Annotated in this window: 18 protein-coding genes and 1 pseudogene; 12 read left to right on the top strand and 7 right to left on the bottom strand. The window is 71.0% G+C overall.

The genetic code is table 11. The features are described from left to right. The first annotated feature begins 34 nt into the window (after positions 1-34). Positions 35-721: a hypothetical protein gene (locus E4P43_RS05800; RefSeq protein WP_135144467.1), complete on the top strand. Its 687-nt coding sequence runs from the start codon at positions 35-37 to the stop codon at positions 719-721. A gap of 3 nt (positions 722-724) precedes the next feature. Here E4P43_RS05800 and E4P43_RS05795 read toward each other — a convergent pair whose 3' ends face one another. Further along, entirely contained in the window at positions 725-1,024 is a 300-nt protein-coding gene (locus E4P43_RS05795; protein ID WP_135144466.1) for a PspC domain-containing protein, read from the bottom strand. Between the two features lie 76 nt (positions 1,025-1,100). Beyond that, entirely contained in the window at positions 1,101-1,553 is a 453-nt protein-coding gene (locus E4P43_RS05790) for a nuclear transport factor 2 family protein (RefSeq protein WP_135144465.1), read from the bottom strand. A gap of 79 nt (positions 1,554-1,632) precedes the next feature. Here E4P43_RS05790 and E4P43_RS05785 point away from each other — a divergent pair, with 79 nt between their 5' ends. The 8 genes from E4P43_RS05785 (at position 1,633) to E4P43_RS05750 (ending at position 8,231) form a co-directional block, all read left to right on the top strand. After that, entirely contained in the window at positions 1,633-2,172 is a 540-nt protein-coding gene (locus E4P43_RS05785; protein WP_135144464.1) for a dihydrofolate reductase family protein, read from the top strand. A gap of 67 nt (positions 2,173-2,239) precedes the next feature. Further along, positions 2,240-2,476, top strand: coding sequence for a hypothetical protein (locus E4P43_RS05780; protein WP_135144463.1), 237 nt, complete (start codon positions 2,240-2,242; stop codon positions 2,474-2,476). A gap of 97 nt (positions 2,477-2,573) precedes the next feature. Next, on the top strand, positions 2,574-3,758 hold the full coding sequence (locus E4P43_RS05775; RefSeq protein WP_135144462.1) for an FAD/NAD(P)-binding oxidoreductase: 1,185 nt from the start codon (positions 2,574-2,576) through the stop codon (positions 3,756-3,758). A gap of 119 nt (positions 3,759-3,877) precedes the next feature. Beyond that, positions 3,878-4,393: a hypothetical protein gene (locus E4P43_RS05770; protein ID WP_135144461.1), complete on the top strand. Its 516-nt coding sequence runs from the start codon at positions 3,878-3,880 to the stop codon at positions 4,391-4,393. A 133-nt stretch (positions 4,394-4,526) separates the two neighbouring features. Beyond that, positions 4,527-5,117: a carboxymuconolactone decarboxylase family protein gene (locus E4P43_RS05765; RefSeq protein WP_135144460.1), complete on the top strand. Its 591-nt coding sequence runs from the start codon at positions 4,527-4,529 to the stop codon at positions 5,115-5,117. Continuing rightward, positions 5,114-5,983, top strand: coding sequence for an RNA polymerase sigma-70 factor (locus E4P43_RS05760; protein ID WP_135144459.1), 870 nt, complete (start codon positions 5,114-5,116; stop codon positions 5,981-5,983). Before E4P43_RS05765 ends, E4P43_RS05760 begins: the two co-directional genes overlap by 4 nt. 391 nt (positions 5,984-6,374) lie before the next feature. Further along, positions 6,375-6,974: a hypothetical protein gene (locus E4P43_RS05755; protein WP_135144458.1), complete on the top strand. Its 600-nt coding sequence runs from the start codon at positions 6,375-6,377 to the stop codon at positions 6,972-6,974. Positions 6,975-7,022: 48 nt separating this feature from the next. Further along, positions 7,023-8,231 carry an XRE family transcriptional regulator gene (locus E4P43_RS05750; RefSeq protein ID WP_135144457.1) on the top strand — a complete coding sequence of 403 codons (1,209 nt, stop codon included), beginning with the start codon at positions 7,023-7,025 and terminating at the stop codon, positions 8,229-8,231. Between the two features lie 741 nt (positions 8,232-8,972). Here E4P43_RS05750 and E4P43_RS05745 read toward each other — a convergent pair. After that, positions 8,973-9,722, bottom strand: a complete 750-nt coding sequence (locus E4P43_RS05745; RefSeq protein WP_209313746.1) for a DUF3800 domain-containing protein — start codon at positions 9,720-9,722, stop codon at positions 8,973-8,975. Further along, entirely contained in the window at positions 9,719-10,639 is a 921-nt protein-coding gene (locus tag E4P43_RS05740; protein WP_135144456.1) for a hypothetical protein, read from the bottom strand. Before E4P43_RS05740 ends, E4P43_RS05745 begins: the two co-directional genes overlap by 4 nt. A 762-nt stretch (positions 10,640-11,401) precedes the next feature. Here E4P43_RS05740 and E4P43_RS05735 point away from each other — a divergent pair. The 3 genes and pseudogenes from E4P43_RS05735 to E4P43_RS20920 all read left to right on the top strand — a co-directional run. Further along, on the top strand, positions 11,402-11,548 hold the full coding sequence (locus E4P43_RS05735; protein WP_167759079.1) for a hypothetical protein: 147 nt from the start codon (positions 11,402-11,404) through the stop codon (positions 11,546-11,548). A gap of 137 nt (positions 11,549-11,685) precedes the next feature. After that, positions 11,686-11,871: a helix-turn-helix domain-containing protein gene (locus E4P43_RS05730; RefSeq protein ID WP_135144454.1), complete on the top strand. Its 186-nt coding sequence runs from the start codon at positions 11,686-11,688 to the stop codon at positions 11,869-11,871. 88 nt (positions 11,872-11,959) lie between these two features. Beyond that, a pseudogene (locus E4P43_RS20920) lies at positions 11,960-12,958 on the top strand (site-specific integrase); the annotation flags it as partial. A gap of 141 nt (positions 12,959-13,099) precedes the next feature. Here E4P43_RS20920 and ychF read toward each other — a convergent pair. From ychF to E4P43_RS05710, 3 genes are all read right to left on the bottom strand, one after another. Beyond that, positions 13,100-14,173 (bottom strand): redox-regulated ATPase YchF, encoded by a 1,074-nt coding sequence (gene ychF, locus E4P43_RS05720; RefSeq protein WP_135144453.1) that lies wholly within the window; start codon positions 14,171-14,173, stop codon positions 13,100-13,102. A gap of 54 nt (positions 14,174-14,227) precedes the next feature. Beyond that, a complete protein-coding gene (locus E4P43_RS05715; RefSeq protein ID WP_348522138.1) occupies positions 14,228-15,484 on the bottom strand; it encodes a DUF222 domain-containing protein in 1,257 nt (418 codons plus the stop codon). Between the two features lie 98 nt (positions 15,485-15,582). Next, on the bottom strand, positions 15,583-16,215 hold the full coding sequence (locus E4P43_RS05710) for a response regulator transcription factor (RefSeq protein ID WP_135144452.1): 633 nt from the start codon (positions 16,213-16,215) through the stop codon (positions 15,583-15,585). Positions 16,216-16,219 lie beyond the last annotated feature (4 nt).

The following is a 16,219-nucleotide window of genomic DNA, read 5'->3' as shown; positions in this document are numbered from 1 at the left end:
CGCCGGTGCCGGAACCACGAGAGGGCCCCACGCCATGCGCCGCACCACCTGGCCGGTCTGCGCCGTCGCCGTCCTGACCCTCGGCCTCGGTGCCTGCACCGCCGGGGACGACGCCCCCGCCGTGGCCGCCCCCGCGCCGTGGACGGCGGCGCCGGACGCCCCGGAGCCGACGCTCGAGGACCCCGGCCCGGTGGTCCGGGACGCCGGCTACCGGGACGCCGTCGCCACCTTCGGGGAGAGCGAGGTCGCGGTGGCGCTGGGCCGTGCGGCCCGGGTGGCGCGGCTGTCGCTCGCCGACTGCGAGTGGTGGGCCGAGGGGGCCTTGAGCCCCGAGCTGGCCACCTTGCTCACGCCGGACTTCCTGCTCGCGGTGCAGGCCGACGTGCAGGAGATGGCGGGCGACGTCCCGATGCTGCTGAGCGACCTCCCGGAGGACGACGGCAACGGTCACGCGCTGGCCGACGACCTGGCCGGTGGCTGCGACGACGGCGGTCCCCTGCTGCACGCGCCGATCGACACGACCGTGCACGTGGGCCGGGCCGGCGCGCAGCCGGTGCTCGTGGTGGACGGGCACTACGGCGTCAACGTGTCCCTGGGCAGCAGCGACGTGTCGGCCAACCAGGACTGGGTGTTCACCATGGCGCGCACCGACGCCGGGTGGCAGGTCTCCGGTGCGACGCCGTCGGCGAACACCAACTGGGCCCTCTGGCGCGCCGGCTGAGCGTCAGCCGCGCCGCCCGAGCACCGCGGCGCGCAGCCGCTGCGCCCACTCCTCCAGCAGGCTGGGCCGGGTGCCCTCGGAGAGCGGTGCCGAGGGGACGACGACCCACAGGAGCAGGTACACCAGGACGCCGGCGCCGCCGGTCAGCGTGAAGAGGACGGCGCCCACCCGCCAGAGGGTGGCGTCGATGCCGGTGTAGTCGGCCAGGCCGCCGCAGACGCCACCGGCCATCCGGTCGGTTCCGCTGCGGAGGAAGGGCCGGACGGGAGCCGGCTGCGGGGTGGGGGTCTCTGCGGTGGTCATGGCTCGAGCCTGGCCGCCGCGGCGCCCCCGGGACATCGGGGAACCCCCGGATCCGACCCTGGTTCCGGCTCGGGGGTCAGTGCAGCGGCAGCGGCGTCGTGTCGCCGTCGTCGCGCGGGCCGAGGATCCAGCGCTCCTCCAGCGCGATCGGCACGTCGTTGATGCTGGCCTCGCGCCGGCGCATCAGCCCGTCGGCGGCGAACTCCCAGTTCTCGTTGCCGTACGAGCGCCAGCTCCGGCCCTCGGCGTCCTGCCACTCGTACTGGAACCGGACGGCGATGCGGTCGTCGGTGAAGGCCCACAGCTCCTTGCGCAGGGCGTAGTCGATCTCCCTCTCCCACTTGCGCGCCAGGAAGGCGACGACCTCGTCGCGGCCGGTCAGGAACTCGTCGCGGTTCCGCCAGACGGTGTCCTCGGTGTAGGCCTGGGCCACCCGGAGCGGGTCGCGGGTGTTCCACGCGTCCTCGGCCGCCCGCACCTTCTGCCGGGCGGTCTCGAGCGTGAACGGCGGGAACGGCGGACGTGACACGTGACCACTCTGCCCGATGAGTTCCGGTCCGGCTCCCCGTCTACCTTCTCGACAACCGCTCATCGCAAGGAGACACCCCGTGGGAAAGATCGCCGCCGCCCTGTTCACGACCGTCGACGGCTCCGCCGAACGGCCGGACCAGTGGCACTTCCCGTACTTCGACGACGCCATGGGCAAGGCGGTGGACCGGCACAACGACCGCTGCGAGGCCTACCTGATGGGCCGGGTGCTGCACGACATGTGGTCGGAGTACTGGCCGGGCAACACCACCGACGAGTTCGGTGACTTCATCAACCCGATCCGCAAGTACGTCCTGTCCACGACGCTGGAGAAGTCGGGCTGGGAGAACACCTCGGTCCTGCGCGGCCTGGACGAGGTGCGCGAGCTCAAGGAGCGGACCGACGGCTGGATCGGCATGTCCGGCAGCCTCTCGACCGTGCGCGCGCTCCTGGAGGCCGGCCTCCTGGACGAGCTCGTGCTCCTCGTGGACCCGATCGTGGTCTCGGGCGAGCGGCGGTGGACCGACGAGCTCGGCCGGACGCCGCTGGAGCTGGTGTCGTCGGAGGCGCTGCCGACCGGCGTGCTGCACCTGGTCTACCGGCCGGTGCACGAGGGCTGACCCAGATGACACCCGGTGTTCGGCGGCGGGTCACCCCCCGGACACCGGGTGCCCCCACCCTGGCGTCATGACGGGAAGCCTCTTCGTGACCGGTTCCGGTGCCGGGTCCACCGGCCGCGAGCTCAGCGGGCGCGGGTTCGCCATCGGCCGCGCCGGCGACGTCGCCCATGCCGTGGCGCGACCGGTGGTGGACGGTCTCGAGGCCTCGATCTGCGGCGTGCTCGTGGTCGCTCTCGCCGCGGCGGACTGGCCGGCGTCGGGTGGCGGGCCGCACTGCGCCGAGTGCGCCCGTCTCGCCGGCTGACCTCGTCCCCCCGGGCTGCGGGACCGGCTCGCGTTGGGCAGGCTCGGGCGAGCTGCGGCGACACCGGGTGCCCGTGGCCTCTTCCGAGGGAGCGGGCGTGGAGCACTCCGAGATCCTGGTCGTGGGCGGCGGCAACGCCGGCATCTCCCTCGCTGCGCGCCTGCTGCGCGACGGGGCCGGTGACGTCACGCTCGTCGCCCCGCAGCCGGTCCACCGGTACAAGCCGCTGCTGAACTACGTCGCCGGCGGGCAGGCGACGATGGCCGAGCTCGAGCGCCCGATGGCCGACCTCGTGCCCGACGGGTGCCGGTGGGTGCGGGACGCCGTGGAGTCGGTGGACCCGGCCGCGATGACCGTGCGGACCCGCGGCGGGCGGGTCCTGCACTGCTCGACGATGGTGCTCTGCCCGGGGCTCGTCGAGGACTGGGACGCCACCCCCGGGCTGCACTCCGCGTACGCCGAGGGGTGGGCGGCGTCGTCCTACGTGCCGGGCAGCACGCCGACGGTGTGGCCGCGGCTGACGTCGCTGCGCGGCGGGTCGGTGCTGTTCACCGTGCCGCCGGAGCCGGCCTCCTGCGGCCCGACCGCGCTCAAGCCGCTGTTCCTCGCCTGCGACCACTGGCGGCGGACCGGCGTCCTGGCCGACCTGCAGGTCCGGCTCGTGCTGCCGGCGGCCACGGCGACGGGGCTGACCGAGGCCGACCGGTTCCTCGAGGACGCGTTCGCCGGCCTCGGGGTGGAGGTGCTGCGGGAGTCGGTGGTCGAGCGGGTGGACGGCGACCTGCACTCGGTCACGCTGAGCACGCCCACCGGCTCGCGCGTGCTGGGGGACCTCGACTTCGCGCACGCCGTCCCGCACTACCGGGCGCCGCGCTTCGTCGCCGACGCCGGCCTGTCCGCCGACCGCTCCCCCGGGCTCGTCGACGTCGACCCGGAGACGCTGCGCCACCGCGAGCACGGCGGCGTGTGGGCGATCGGCGACGCGGCGGACCTCGCGACCCGCCCCTCGGGCGGCGCCCTGCGGAAGCAGGTCGACGTCCTGGCGCGGAACCTGACCGCCGCACGCACGGGCAGGGCGCTGAAGCGCTACGACGGCTACACGGTCATGCCGATCACGGTGAGCCGGCGGACGCTGATGCTGAACGAGGTCGAACGCGACGGCCGGCCGAGCCCGTCGGTCCCGCTCATCGACCCCTTCGTGCCCCGTCGCTGGCAGTGGGCGTTCGACCGCTACGGCCTGCCGCAGGTCTACTGGCGCCGCATCCTCCGCGGCAAGGTCTGACCCGACGCCCGACTGTTGGCGGCCCTTCCTCCTCCCGTGCGCGCGGTGCTCGCCTCACGGTCACCTCGCGGCCGGAGCCTCGTGGTGCCCGGAATCGAGCACCGACCCAGGAGGAAGCCATGACCACGCCGTCTGCCAAGGCCTCGACCGCACCCGACACCGAGGAGCAAACCCGCCGGCGCGCCCAGGACGCCGCACCTCAGCCCGAGACGGGGAGCGCTGCCGGTTCCGCCGGCGAGATGGAGGAGCTGGCCCGCACGCGCGACGAGGCCGAGGACCGGGCGCGGGAGCTGCTGGCCGCCCAGGTCCTGCAGGAGTCGCGCAACGGGTCCCACGACGAGCGGGCCCGCCAGCTGGTCCTCGCCGTCCGCCGGGACCTGCTCGCGGAGCTCCGCGAGCAGGAGCAGCAGCAGGCCCGGCAGCTGCTCTCCGCGGCGGCGGACAGCAGCGAGGACGCCGTCGCCGGCCTCGTGAACGGCGTGACGACGATCGTGCGCAGCCTCGTGCCCGCCGTCCTCGTGCGGCCGGAGGAGGTCATCGAGACCAGCTACGCGCTGGCCGACCAGGGCCTGCGCGTGGCGCGCCGCTTCGCCCTGGTGGTCACCGGGAACGTGCGCAGCCTCGTCACGACCTGACCGGCAGCGCCTCCCACCCGGGTGGCCGCCGGGGCACGATCCCGACGGCCACCCGGGCGTCCCCCGGACGGCTGTCACACCCGGGTCCCTGCCGGTGTCTTCATGTCGACCCGATCGAGACGCTGGAGGAGACATGACGAGCACCCGGATCCCGGCCACCCGGATCACCGGCATCTACGGGACCCTGCTGACGACGATGAGCAGGAGGATGTTCGGCCAGGTGCCCGACGCCGCCGGGGTGATGTGGCACTACCCGGCACTGCTCAAGGACGCCATGGGCTTCGGCCGCAAGGTCGACTCGTGGAACCGGTTGGACCGCAACCTCGCGTCGTTCGCCGCCATGGCTGCGGCCGGCGCGATCGGCTGCAGCTTCTGCCTGGACCTCCACTACTTCATGACGCACAACCACGGCCTCGACGAGCTCAAGGCACGGGAGGTCCCGCGGTGGCGGGAGTCCGCCGTGTTCACGCCCCTCGAACGGCGGGTCATGGAGTACGCGGAGGCGATGTGCCAGACGCCCGTAGCGGTGACCGACGAGATGGCGGCCGCGCTGCTGGAGGAGCTGGGTGAGGCGGCACTGCTGGAGCTCACCTTCCGGGTCGGGGCGATGAACATGAGTGCCCGGGGCAACGTCGCGCTCGGCATCCGATCGCAGGAGTTCGCCGCGGCCTGCGGCCTGCCGCCCCTGGCCACCGCGTCGACGGACGGGGTCGCCCCGGCATGACCGACGACCCGTTCGTGGCCCACCGCAGCCTGCTGTTCACCGTCGCCTACGAGATGCTCGGCTCGGCCGCTGATGCCGACGACGTGGTGCAGGAGACGTGGCTGCGGTGGGCCGACGTGGACCAGGAGACCGTGCGGGAGCCGCGCGCGTACCTGGTCCGGATCGTCACCCGACAGGCGTTGAACCGGCTGCGCACCCTGGCCCGCCGGCGGGAGGACTACGTCGGCGAGTGGCTGCCCGAGCCGCTGCTGACCAGTCCCGACGTGGCCGACGACGTCGAGCTGGCCGAGAGCGTCTCGATCGCGATGCTGACCGTGCTGGAGACGCTCGGGCCGACCGAGCGCGCCGTTCTGGTGCTGCACGAGGTGTTCGACGTGCCCTTCGACGAGATCGCCACCGCCGTGGGGAAGTCGGCCGCGGCGGTGCGGCAGATAGCGCACCGGGCGCGCGAGCACGTGGCGGCCCGGCGTCCCCGGATGGAGGTGAGCCGCACCGAGCAGCAGCAGGTCGTGGAGCGGTTCCTCGGCGCGCTCACCGGCGGCGACGTGCAGGGGTTGCTCGACGTGCTGGCGCCCGATGTCGTCGTGGTCGCCGACGGCGGCGGGTTGGCTCCCGCGGCGCTGCGCCCCGTCGCCGGCCGGGCACGGGTCGCCAACGCGCTCTCCCGCTTCGCCGACCTCGTGCCGCCCGTGCCGGTCACCACGCCGCTGGTCAACGGAGCGGTCGGCGCACGGATCGACCCGGGAGGCGAGTTCGACACCGCGATCACGTTCGTCGTCGAGGCCGGCCGGATCACCCGCATGTACGCCATGCGGAACCCGCAGAAGCTCGGCCGGCTCGACGAGGTGGCCGAACTGCGTCGCTGAGGGGTGTCAGACGTTGAAGCGGAACGTTCCGGGGGCGTTTGGACGTCTGCGGAGGACGACGGACTTGCCACTTGACCTGCGTGTTCGTCGTTGGCCAACGACGGCCGGAGACGAGGGCTATTGAACTTCTTGCGGACTTCTTGCGGACCAAGATCTCTTAGCCGCTCTAAGGAGCTCGACTGCCCCGCTCCGCGCACCGAGAGGATGCCAGCCGCAACGGCCGCCGGAAGGGCCCTTCGGTCCCTCCGGGACGGCCCCCCGCCCCCCCTTCCGGCTTCGCCGCACCCGGCGGGAGGCTGCCAGGAGGACCGACCCCGCAGGAGCCACGCCCAGTGAGGCCTCCCGGCGAGTCTGCTGGACAGGGTGAATTGCCTGGGAATATTATTCCCGCATGGTTCGCCCACCAGAGACCGAGGTTCACAGTCTCAAGGCCATCGCCCGGGAGATGTCCGAGATCGGAGACGAGTCGGGCTACCTGGTCGGTGTCGCGACCGACCAGCACCGCTCCTTCCGCCGGACGCGCCGCCCGGCAAGCGCACTTGAGCGTGAACTCTTCCTCGACGCCGCGCGTCGCGCGGCGTCGCGAGAAGGGTTCGCCATCGAGGAGGTGAGCGGCGGCGTGGACCTGATCGCCAGCGGTGGCGGGCACCTGCGCAAGTACCGCGTGAAGCGCGGCACTCGGACTGCAGACGGCGCGTACCGATTTGTGTGCGGCCTCGGGTCGAGCCTGCTGACGACCGAGGTCGATGCACTCTTCGTGGAGGAGCGCTGGCTGCTCGGCTACATCAGCAGCGAGGACCACACGCTCGACGAGATCATCGCTGCGGAAGTTGTCGGCAGCGAGGGCAACGGCCCCGTGACGCTGCTGCTCGGCGCCGTCATTCCGTTGATCGACATGACCCCGCCGCCGAACTTCACGTCGACCGAAGAGGGGCTTGACGGGTTCGATGACGAAGAGGGCACCGAGGACGGCAGCGCCGGCGTTGCGTGACCTCACCAACGCCCTGCTCTCCTCCTTACTTTCTTGAGAGGTCTCCCGGTGACTTCGCCCGCTGCCATCGGCGAGCGCGTTCGAGTCCTGCGACTTGCCGCAAATATCAGTCAGAGCGAGCTCGCACGTGCCATAACTGGCCGTGACGTGCCCAGCAATAAACTTGTTTCGCAAATCGAAAATGGGCGCCACCCCATCGATGACGACCTGCTGTCGACCCTCGCGATCGGGTTGCAATGCACGCCCGAGTTTCTCCTGAGGGGACGCCACGACGCGGTTTCAACCCGTCCCTGGCTGCGGGCCTACGCCGACGCGAACGCCAAGACCGTCGACAGTGTCATGGCCGACGACCTGATCGCGCACGAGGTAATTACCACACTGCAGCTAAAGCGGATTCCCGACCAAATCCCACTCTTCCACGACGACCTCAATGACGGCGACGCCATCGAGCGATTCGCCGACGAGGTCCGCGTCGCGGCCGACATCGCACCAGATGCCGTCGTGGGCAATGCGATGCGCGCTGCCGATCGACTCGGATGCGTCGTCCTCCCGCTCGTGAGCGAGCTCGGCCGCCACCTCGGGATGTCGCACCGCATCGACGGCGTCCCCTTCGTGCGAGTCAGTAGGCCCGGCGAGGGTGGCGTACCAGGAGACAGGCAGCGCTTCACAATTGCGCACGAAATCGGCCATCTAGGACTCCATTCCCACATGCCTCCACCGGCCACTGCCGCTGACGCCCAACGTATCGAACGCCAAGCGCATCGGTTTGCCAGCGCCTTCTTGGCTCCAGCGCAGCCACTGATCGAGGACTGGGAACGACTCGGTGGTCGAGTAACCCTTTCTACGCTCGCCGAGTTGAAAGCGACTTGGGGCATCGCAATCAAAGCGCTGGTCGTTCGCTTCCAGCAACTAGGCATCATCGACGCTGACCAAGCCACCAGCCTTTACAAGCAGATCTCTAAACGCGGCTGGAACAAGCACGAGCCCGTTCCCACAACCAATGAGGAACCAATCTGGCTGCAACGCGCCCTGGACCGGCGCGCGCGAACCGAACCCGCGATAGAAGAAGCGGTCACCATAGCGGCCCGGGTCGTCGGTTTGAGTGAACGAATGGTTTCCCGGTGGATCGACTGGTCATCTGTTTCATCGGAGGACGTCGCACTGCCGATTCCGCTCGAAGGCCGGATCCGTCGGACACCGTCCTCGAGACGGGAAGGGCACGGCGAAGTCACCCCGATCTCTAGCAGGCGGCGCTGAGGTTCGGATCCCGCTCGTTTGGTCGCCAGGCACGCCAAGTTGTGGGGCCGCCAGACTTGTCTGGGCGACCGGTGCCAGCGCCGGGCCGTTGCCGATGCCGCCGTCAGAGTCTCCGGCGGAATCGGCGACGCCGAAGCGCCCTGACGAGCCGTTCCTAGCGGACAGAACGTGGGCTCGTACCTCTCGGCTGCCCGAGACGACGCGAGAGCGCGCGGCCGATGTCGAAGGGCTCCCCTCTGACCGTGTTCGCAGAAGGCGTCTGTCGGGACCTACTCGTCCATGTCCTCCATCCAGGCGCATGCACTGCAGTACCGCTGCAGCCGGGCGTCGCGAGGAATGCTCCGTGACGGGCCGGCGCCCTGGTGTGAGTGCACAATCACCGGCCCGTCAGGCTCCTGGATGCATAGGTACCGGTCGCCGTGGCGGGGGCAGAAAATTTCGTGGATACCAGTCACGGCCGGAGCTTGGCCGACACCGCCGCTAGCGTCGCGTCCTGAGAGCCGACGATCCATCGAGGCTTCAAGACGGAGGCGAGGGGGGACCGCCCAAGGGCCATCCGATCGATCAGCGGCTTGCTGTCTCGCTCGCCAGCTGCGTACCGCTGCGCGATCTTGTACGGGCCGCCGCGGCAGAAGCCAGCTGCCCGCTAGCGCGGCAGTTGTTGCCGTGCTAGTCTCGCAGAGCGGACCCGCCCCACATTCGTGGATTGGCGGGTCTAGCCATGTCCGGGGTCGGGCTCTGCTACAGCTGGATAGGGCCTCCGTTGACGTCTAGGGGCTGCAGGTAATCCTGGTACCAGGTCCAAAACTGCTTCTTGCCGGGATGGCGGAGTAGGTGCTGGTAGGTGGTCCAGGCGATGAGGTCGGCGGCCTGCACGGGCTGGGACAGATGTGAGCCTTGGAAAATGGGGTCTTCGACGATCGAGCGGGTGGCCAGCTTCAGTGCTCGGTGGGCACGGCGGTAGGTGGGGTCGGTGCCGGTCCCGTCCATGAAGATGAGCCCGAGGTTGCCTGCGTCAGCGAGCTGCTGGTCCAGGTGCTGGGTCAGGGACAGGTAGAGGTCGGCCTTCTCCTCCGCGTAGCGCGACCCGCGTGCGGTGGTGTGCCGGTAGGCGGTGCCGATGCCGACCCCCGGCATGCCGGCGATCGTGCTCAGCATCAGCTCCGCGGCCTGGATGCGCTGCTTGCGGTGGTTGAACGCCGGGTCAGTGGACGGGCGACCGCGACTGCCTAGGAACTTGGTGGCGTGGATCTCGACCGAGGGCGGGATGCGGAATTGCTCATACAGCTCCTTGCGCAGGTCCAGCCAGCGACGGAGCATCGCTCGCCACCCGTTTGGTGTGGTCTGGATCCAGGAGAACGTGGCCCAGCCGGTGTTCTCAACCCCGGAGTCGTCGACGTAGAACATCTGCAGGGAACTGTTCGCGGGGAGCGACGCCGGCGGGAGCGTGTTCCCGTCGGTGGATTCCTCCCCGGGCATGGACGAGCTCACGGGGCGGTCTCCTTGGTCGTGACGGGGTCCGTGTCAGTGTCGGATGTGGTGTCGTCGTCGGCGGCGATGCTCGCCGACGCGTCCTTCATGGCCCGCTTGGGCTTGGGCTTGGAGGTAGGGACCCGCTCGAAGGACCCCGTTAGCCGGTACTCAGTGAGGTTCTTGGCCCCGATGGGGCTCACTGCGTCCTTGACCCAGCGAGAGGACTTGGTGAGCAGACCGACGTCCTGCAGGGTCTTCAGACCGCGCTCGGCGGTGTCGGCCGACCACCCGTACCACTGGGGCATGTGCTCGGTGGGCATGGGGAACACCGGCTTGGCGTGGAGGGCGACCAGCAGCATGGCCGTGGCCGGCAGGTCGAGCTTCTCGTGCCAGCCCTCGTTCCAGAAGGCGTGCGGGAGCTGCAGGAACTTGTTTCCGGTATCGCCCTTGGGGCGGACATATGGATCCCCTGAACCGTCCTCACGGAGCAGGGTGACCCTGATCTGTCGCTCTCGTCCATGCCGGGTTTTCTCGATTAGCTTGCGGTCGACCAGCCGGGCGAACACCTTGCTCACTCCAGTCGCGGCGGAGGCCGGTGTGGCGTTGCGAGTCAGTCCCAGCGCCCGGGCCCACGTGGCAATGGGCAGGCTGGTGCTCCAGCCGTCGTCCCGATCGCCGTTGCTGATGATCCCGACGGCCAGCAGGTAGGCCAGCAGACCCCGCAGGTCCCGCCCAGTCACGAAGGCCGCCAAGGGCCCGTGGCGACTCGCACCACCACGCGGGGCCTGCACGAAATCCTGGCGGATGGGCGTGCTCTCACGGCGAGCGCGTTGGAGCAGGAACTCTCGGGTGAACTTCTCATCGGCAGCCACTGCCAGGGCCTCGGCAGGCGCTGCTCGGCTGCCGGTGCGCTTGCGTGTCGGCTGCGTCTTCATGAGATCAGCATGCTTCATGCTGGTCGTCATTAACAAGCGCGCCAGCAGTGCCCAGACTGACGTCTGAGCGGGTATCTGAGATTACGTGTCGAGTTCCTCGCTAGCTCCGCTGCGAGACCCAGTGCGATGCCCAGTGTCGCCTGCCGCGTGGGAAGCCCACCTGCGTGCCGTTTCAGCCTCTGGCGCGATGGAAGAGGAAGAGCTGACTACCACTTCACCCAACTTCGATCCTCCCACCCAGGAGGCCGCACGGCCAGAGCAGCCGGACCCGCGTCGGACTGCGTCGATACGCGTCTGTGGCGCAAAGACGGAGTCAGTCCCACACACCTGGTGCATCAGGCCGACGAGCAATTCGTGGTGACAGGTACATGAACGTCACCCCGGACGCTCGGGATCATGGGCAGCAAGGGAAGCGGCGAGTACCGCGCACGCCAGCGTGAGCGCGAACGGCGTCGCCGTCAGCAGCAGGAGCGAGCCGCAGCGCGACGGCCGTCGCCACTCGACGGAGCGACGGCAGAGAGCGGCTCGAGGTCCGAGGCCCGAAGGGCAGCGGCGACGGCCTGCGGGTGGTGCCGCGGGCCGATCACCCCGCGGTCACGGGGACCGATCCCGAAGTGGTGCTCGGCGACGTGCCGGCACCGAGCCTGGGAGCAGGCACGCGCCGCCTCTTCCGGGCGGAGCGCCGTCGAGATCGTCGAGCGGGTGGTCACCGTCCCGGCAACGCCGCCCGCAGCAGCGCCGCAGCCGCGGCAGCTCGCTTGGGTGGACCTGCTGCGGGAGCTCGCCGTCCAGGTCGAGCAGGGCACGATCTACGACCGGCACCTGCCCTCCATCGCCGCGGCCGTCGGCGAAGTCATGCGCGCCGTGCACCGACGCGGCGCCACGATCCAGCGGTGGCCACGGGGGTGACATCGGGGTGACTTGCGGCGCCACCAGGATTTCTCGATGTCACCCTGGCCTGGCTGTCACCAATCGCCCCGGATTGGCGCCTTCTCCCCCATGACGGGTGCGTGTCCAACCGCCCGGCCGAACGGCGAGGAGGAGCCATGACCGTCCGACTGCTGACCACCGAAGAAGTGGCCGACCGGTTCCGCACCAGCCCGGCCACCGTCCGCTACTGGCGTCACATCGGCATCGGCCCCGCCGGGGTGCGCGTCGGCCGCCGCGTGCTCTACGACGAGGCCGAGTGCGACCGCTGGTGGGAGAGCAAGGTCGCGAACAGCGACCGGTGATGCACAGGTGCCGGCTACCGGCGTAGCGCACTGTCGTCCACTCGCGGCAGGCTGACTCCGGGCAGCGCTCCGGCGATCGAGGAGAGACATGGCGAGCATCGCGCGGCGGCCCGACGGCACGTACCGCCCCCGGTACCGCGACGCCGACGGCAAGGAGCACGCCCGGCACTTCAAGCGGAAGGCCGACGCCCAACGCTGGCTGGACGAGGTCACCGCCACCGTCGTCACCGGCACGTACGTCGACCCCAAGGCCGGCCGGATCACCCTCGCCGCGTTTTACGCCGTCTGGGCCGCCCGCCAGGTCTGGGCTCCCGGCACCGAACTGGCCATGAGCCTCGCCGTCCGGACCGCCACCTTCACCGACGTCGAGCTGCGCCTGCTCCGCCGGTCGCACGTCGAGTCGTGGGTCAAGCAGATGACCGCGGCCGGCCTGGCTCCGGGCACCGTCCACACCCGGGTGCAGAACGTGCGCGCGGTGCTGCGCGGCGCCGTCCGCGATCGGGTGATCGCCACCGACCCCAGCGACGGGGTGACACTCCCCCGCCGTCGGCGCCGCGAGCACGCCATGGCCATCCCCACGCCACCGCAGGTCGGCGCCCTGCTCGCGGCCGCCGACGACCGGTTCGCCGCCTTTCTCGCCGTCTGCGCCTTCGGTGGCCTCCGACTCGGAGAGGCGGCCGCGCTGCATGTCGGCGACGTCGACTTCCTCCGCAGACGGGTCATCGTCAGCCGCCAGGTGCAACGCGGGCCGAACGGCACCGCCGAGCTGCGGGCACCCAAGCACGGCTCGGAGCGGACGGTCGTCGTCCCCGACCGGCTGCTCACCCTGATCGCCGGGCACGTCGAGCGGCACCTTACCGCCGGTGGCCCGGACCGCTGGCTCTTCGCCACCCCGGCCGGCACCCCGCCGCACCAGAACACCGTCGCCCACCAGTGGCGTAAGGCGCAGTCAGCGGCCGGGCTGACGGGCTTGCGGTTGCACGACCTCCGGCACTTCTTCTCCTCGGGGCTCATCGCGTCGGGCTGCGACGTGGTCACCGTGCAGCGCGCCCTCGGGCACGCCTCGGCGACCACAACGCTGAACACCTACGGACACCTGTGGCCCGACGCGGACGACCGCACGAGGGCTGCCACGGACGGGCTGATGTCCGCAGCACTGGACGATCCTGCGGACTCCCTGCGGACTGAGCGACGCCAACAGGCCACTGACCAGGAGGTTTGCACTCCGTCAGACGTTGAAGCGGAACTCCACGACGTCGCCGTCGGCCATGACGTAGTCCTTGCCCTCCATGCGGACCCAGCCCTTCGACTTGGCCTCGGCCATCGAGCCGGCCTCGACGAGCTGGTCGAAGCTCACGATCTCGGCCTTGATGAAGCCGCGCTGGAAGTCGGTGTGGATGACACCGGCGGCCTGCGGAGCGGTGGCGCCGACCGGGATCGTCCAGGCGCGCGCCTCCTTCGGCCCGGCGGTGAGGTAGGTCTGCAGCCCGAGGGTGCGGAAGCCGACCTTCGCCAGCTGGTCGAGGCCCGGCTCGCTCTGGCCGATGGACTCGAGCAGCTCGGCGGCCTCCTCGGGGGGCAGCTCGATGAGCTCGGACTCCGTCTGCGCGTCGAGGAAGATCGCCTCGGCGGGCGCCACGAGGGCGCGCAGCTCGTCGAGGACCTCGGTGTTGGCCAGCTCGTCGGCGTCGACGTTGAAGACGTAGAGGAACGGCTTGGTGGTGAGCAGGGTCAGCTCGCGCAGCGGCTCGGGGTCGACGCCCGCGGAGAACAGCGTGCGGCCCTCGTCGAGCACCTTCTGCGCGTCCTGCGCGGCGGACAGCAGCGCGGCGCGCTCCTTGTCCTTCTTGGCTTCCTTCTCCAGCCGCGGGATCGCCTTCTCCAGCGTCTGCATGTCCGCCAGCACCAGCTCGGTGTTGATCGTCTCGATGTCGTCGCTCGGGCTCACCTTGCCCTCGACGTGCACGACGTCGGGGTCGGTGAAGACCCGGATGACCTGGCAGATCGCGTCGCTCTCGCGGATGTTGGCGAGGAACTTGTTGCCCAGGCCGGCGCCCTCGCTGGCGCCGCGGACGATGCCGGCGATGTCGACGAAGGACACCGTCGCCGGGATGATCTTCTGGCTGCCGAAGAGCTCCGCGAGCGTGTCCAGCCGCGGGTCGGGCACACCCACCACACCGACGTTCGGCTCGATCGTCGCGAACGGGTAGTTCGCCGCGAGGACGTCGTTCTTGGTCAGGGCGTTGAACAGCGTCGACTTGCCGACGTTGGGCAGGCCGACGATCCCGATGGTGAGGCTCACGGGAGTTCAGAGTACGGGCCGAGGAGCGCCGGCCCCGCCGTGCGACCGGCTGGGTCACCCCGCGCGGGTGGTGACCGGTTCGTTCGCGATCCGCGGCAGGACGAGGACCTCGGTGCCGTCGGGTCGCCAGGTCCGCCACCGGCCGTCGGGTTGTCGTGCCACCCGGAACCCGTGGTGGACCTTGGTGTGGTGCCGCTCGCACAGCAGCCCTGAGTTCTCCAGCGAGGTGTCTCCGCCGTCGGCCCAGTGGACGAGGTGGTGGACGTCGCACCAGTGGCTGGGGGCGTCGCAGCCGGCGAAGACGCAGCCGCCGTCCCGGGCCTCGACGGCGCGGCGCAGGTGGTGGGGGACGACGCGGTGAGAGCGCCCGAGGTCGAGGGGCTGGCCCTCGGGGCCCAGAACGATGCGGGTGACGGTGCCGTCGCAGGCCAGCCAGCGGGCGCGGGCGGCGGAGACGGTGGCACCGAAGCCGAGGGTCGCGGCTCCCAGGCCGGTGCCGGGGTCGACCAGGTCTGCGATGGGGACGGTGACCACGGCGTGCGGCTTCTGGGTGCGCAGCGTGGGCAGGGCGCCGGCGGCGAGCTGGTTGTCGCACAGCTGGACCAGGGCGTCGGCCTGCTGCTGGGCGCGGGTGCGGGTGTCCCCGGCCGGGCGGGAGGCCTGCAGGATCGACTCGATCGCGGCCTGCACCTTCTCCCCGCCCACCGCATCCAGTTCCAGCCGGCCGGTGAGGGAGCCGTCGGCGTGCTTGGCCCAGCTCAGCGACCGCTGCTCGGTCGGGTCGGGCTCGGCACCGTCGGGGTCCAGCCGCGCGAGGTAGTGCGCGACCGCCGTGCGCAGCTGCGGGTGGAACTGGGTGCTCGCAATCTCGGCCAGCAGCTCGTCGATCCCGGCGAGGTCCACGCCCTGCTCCGCGGCGGCCACCCGGTTCCTCTCCGCCGCGACGGGCGCGATGACCCCGACCGCCTCGGCCGAGAGCGCACCGGCGGCGAACGCCGCGGCCACCGCCGGCAGGTGCTCCAGCGCCCGCCCCGTGCGCACCAGCGCGTTCGCCGCAGAGGCGGAGAACCGGGCATGCCCGCGCAGCCAGGACTGCATCGAGGCCTTGCCGTCGACCTCCGCGGCGTCGGCCAGCTCGCACTGCCGCACCGTGCGCGCCACCTCCGCCGCGACCCGGTTCTGCAGCGCCAGCAGCGGGGCCAGCCGCTCCAGCAACGCCGGGCCGAACATGCCGTCGAGCCGCTCGCCCGAGAGCTCGTCGAGCACCGACTCCAGCGACTCCACGACACCTCCCGGGCGACTCGAACGCATGTACGAATCCTACCGGGAAGAGTCGCCGCTCGCAGCGTGAATCCGCAGGTCAGGCGCTTGTCCACAGACCCGAGCAGGCACTTGACGACAGCGCCGGCTCAGCGCCCCGGACCCGGCAGCAGCCCCCGCTCGACGGCGACCATCACCGCCCGCGTCCGGTCGTCGACACCGAGCTTGGCGAAGACCCGGAGGAGGTGGGTCTTCACCGTTGCCTCGCCGATGAACAGCTCCCGGCCGATCTCGGCGTTGGTCAGCCCGCGGGCCACCCCGGCCAGCACCTCCAGCTCACGCCTCGTCGGCTCCTCGACCGCCGGCGCCCGCATCCGCGACACCAGCCGGGCCGCCACCGGCGGGGCCAGCACCGTCTCCCCCCGGGCGGCGGCACGGACGGCGTCCGCCAGCTGCGGCAGCGGCGCGTCCTTGAGCAGGTAGCCCGTGGCACCGGCGGCGACGGCGCGCACGATGTCGGCGTCGGTGTCGTAGGTGGTCAGCACCAGCACCCGCACGTCCGGGTGCGCCTCACCGATCCGCGCCGTAGCCGTCACGCCGTCCATTCGCGGCATCCGCAGGTCCATCAGCACGACGTCGGGCCGCGCCGCCGCGACGAGCGCGAGCGCCTCCAGGCCGTCACCGGCCTCGCCCACGACGTCGAGGTCCTCCTGCGACGCCAGCCACCCGACCAGGCCGCCGCGCACGACGGGGTGGTCGTCCACCACGACGACGCTGATCATGGCT

It is taken from the genome of Blastococcus sp. TF02A-35 (genome assembly GCF_004571075.1).
In the GTDB taxonomy this organism is placed as follows: Bacteria; Actinomycetota; Actinomycetes; order Mycobacteriales; family Geodermatophilaceae; genus Blastococcus.
This window is presented reverse-complemented; position numbering and strand designations above follow the sequence as displayed.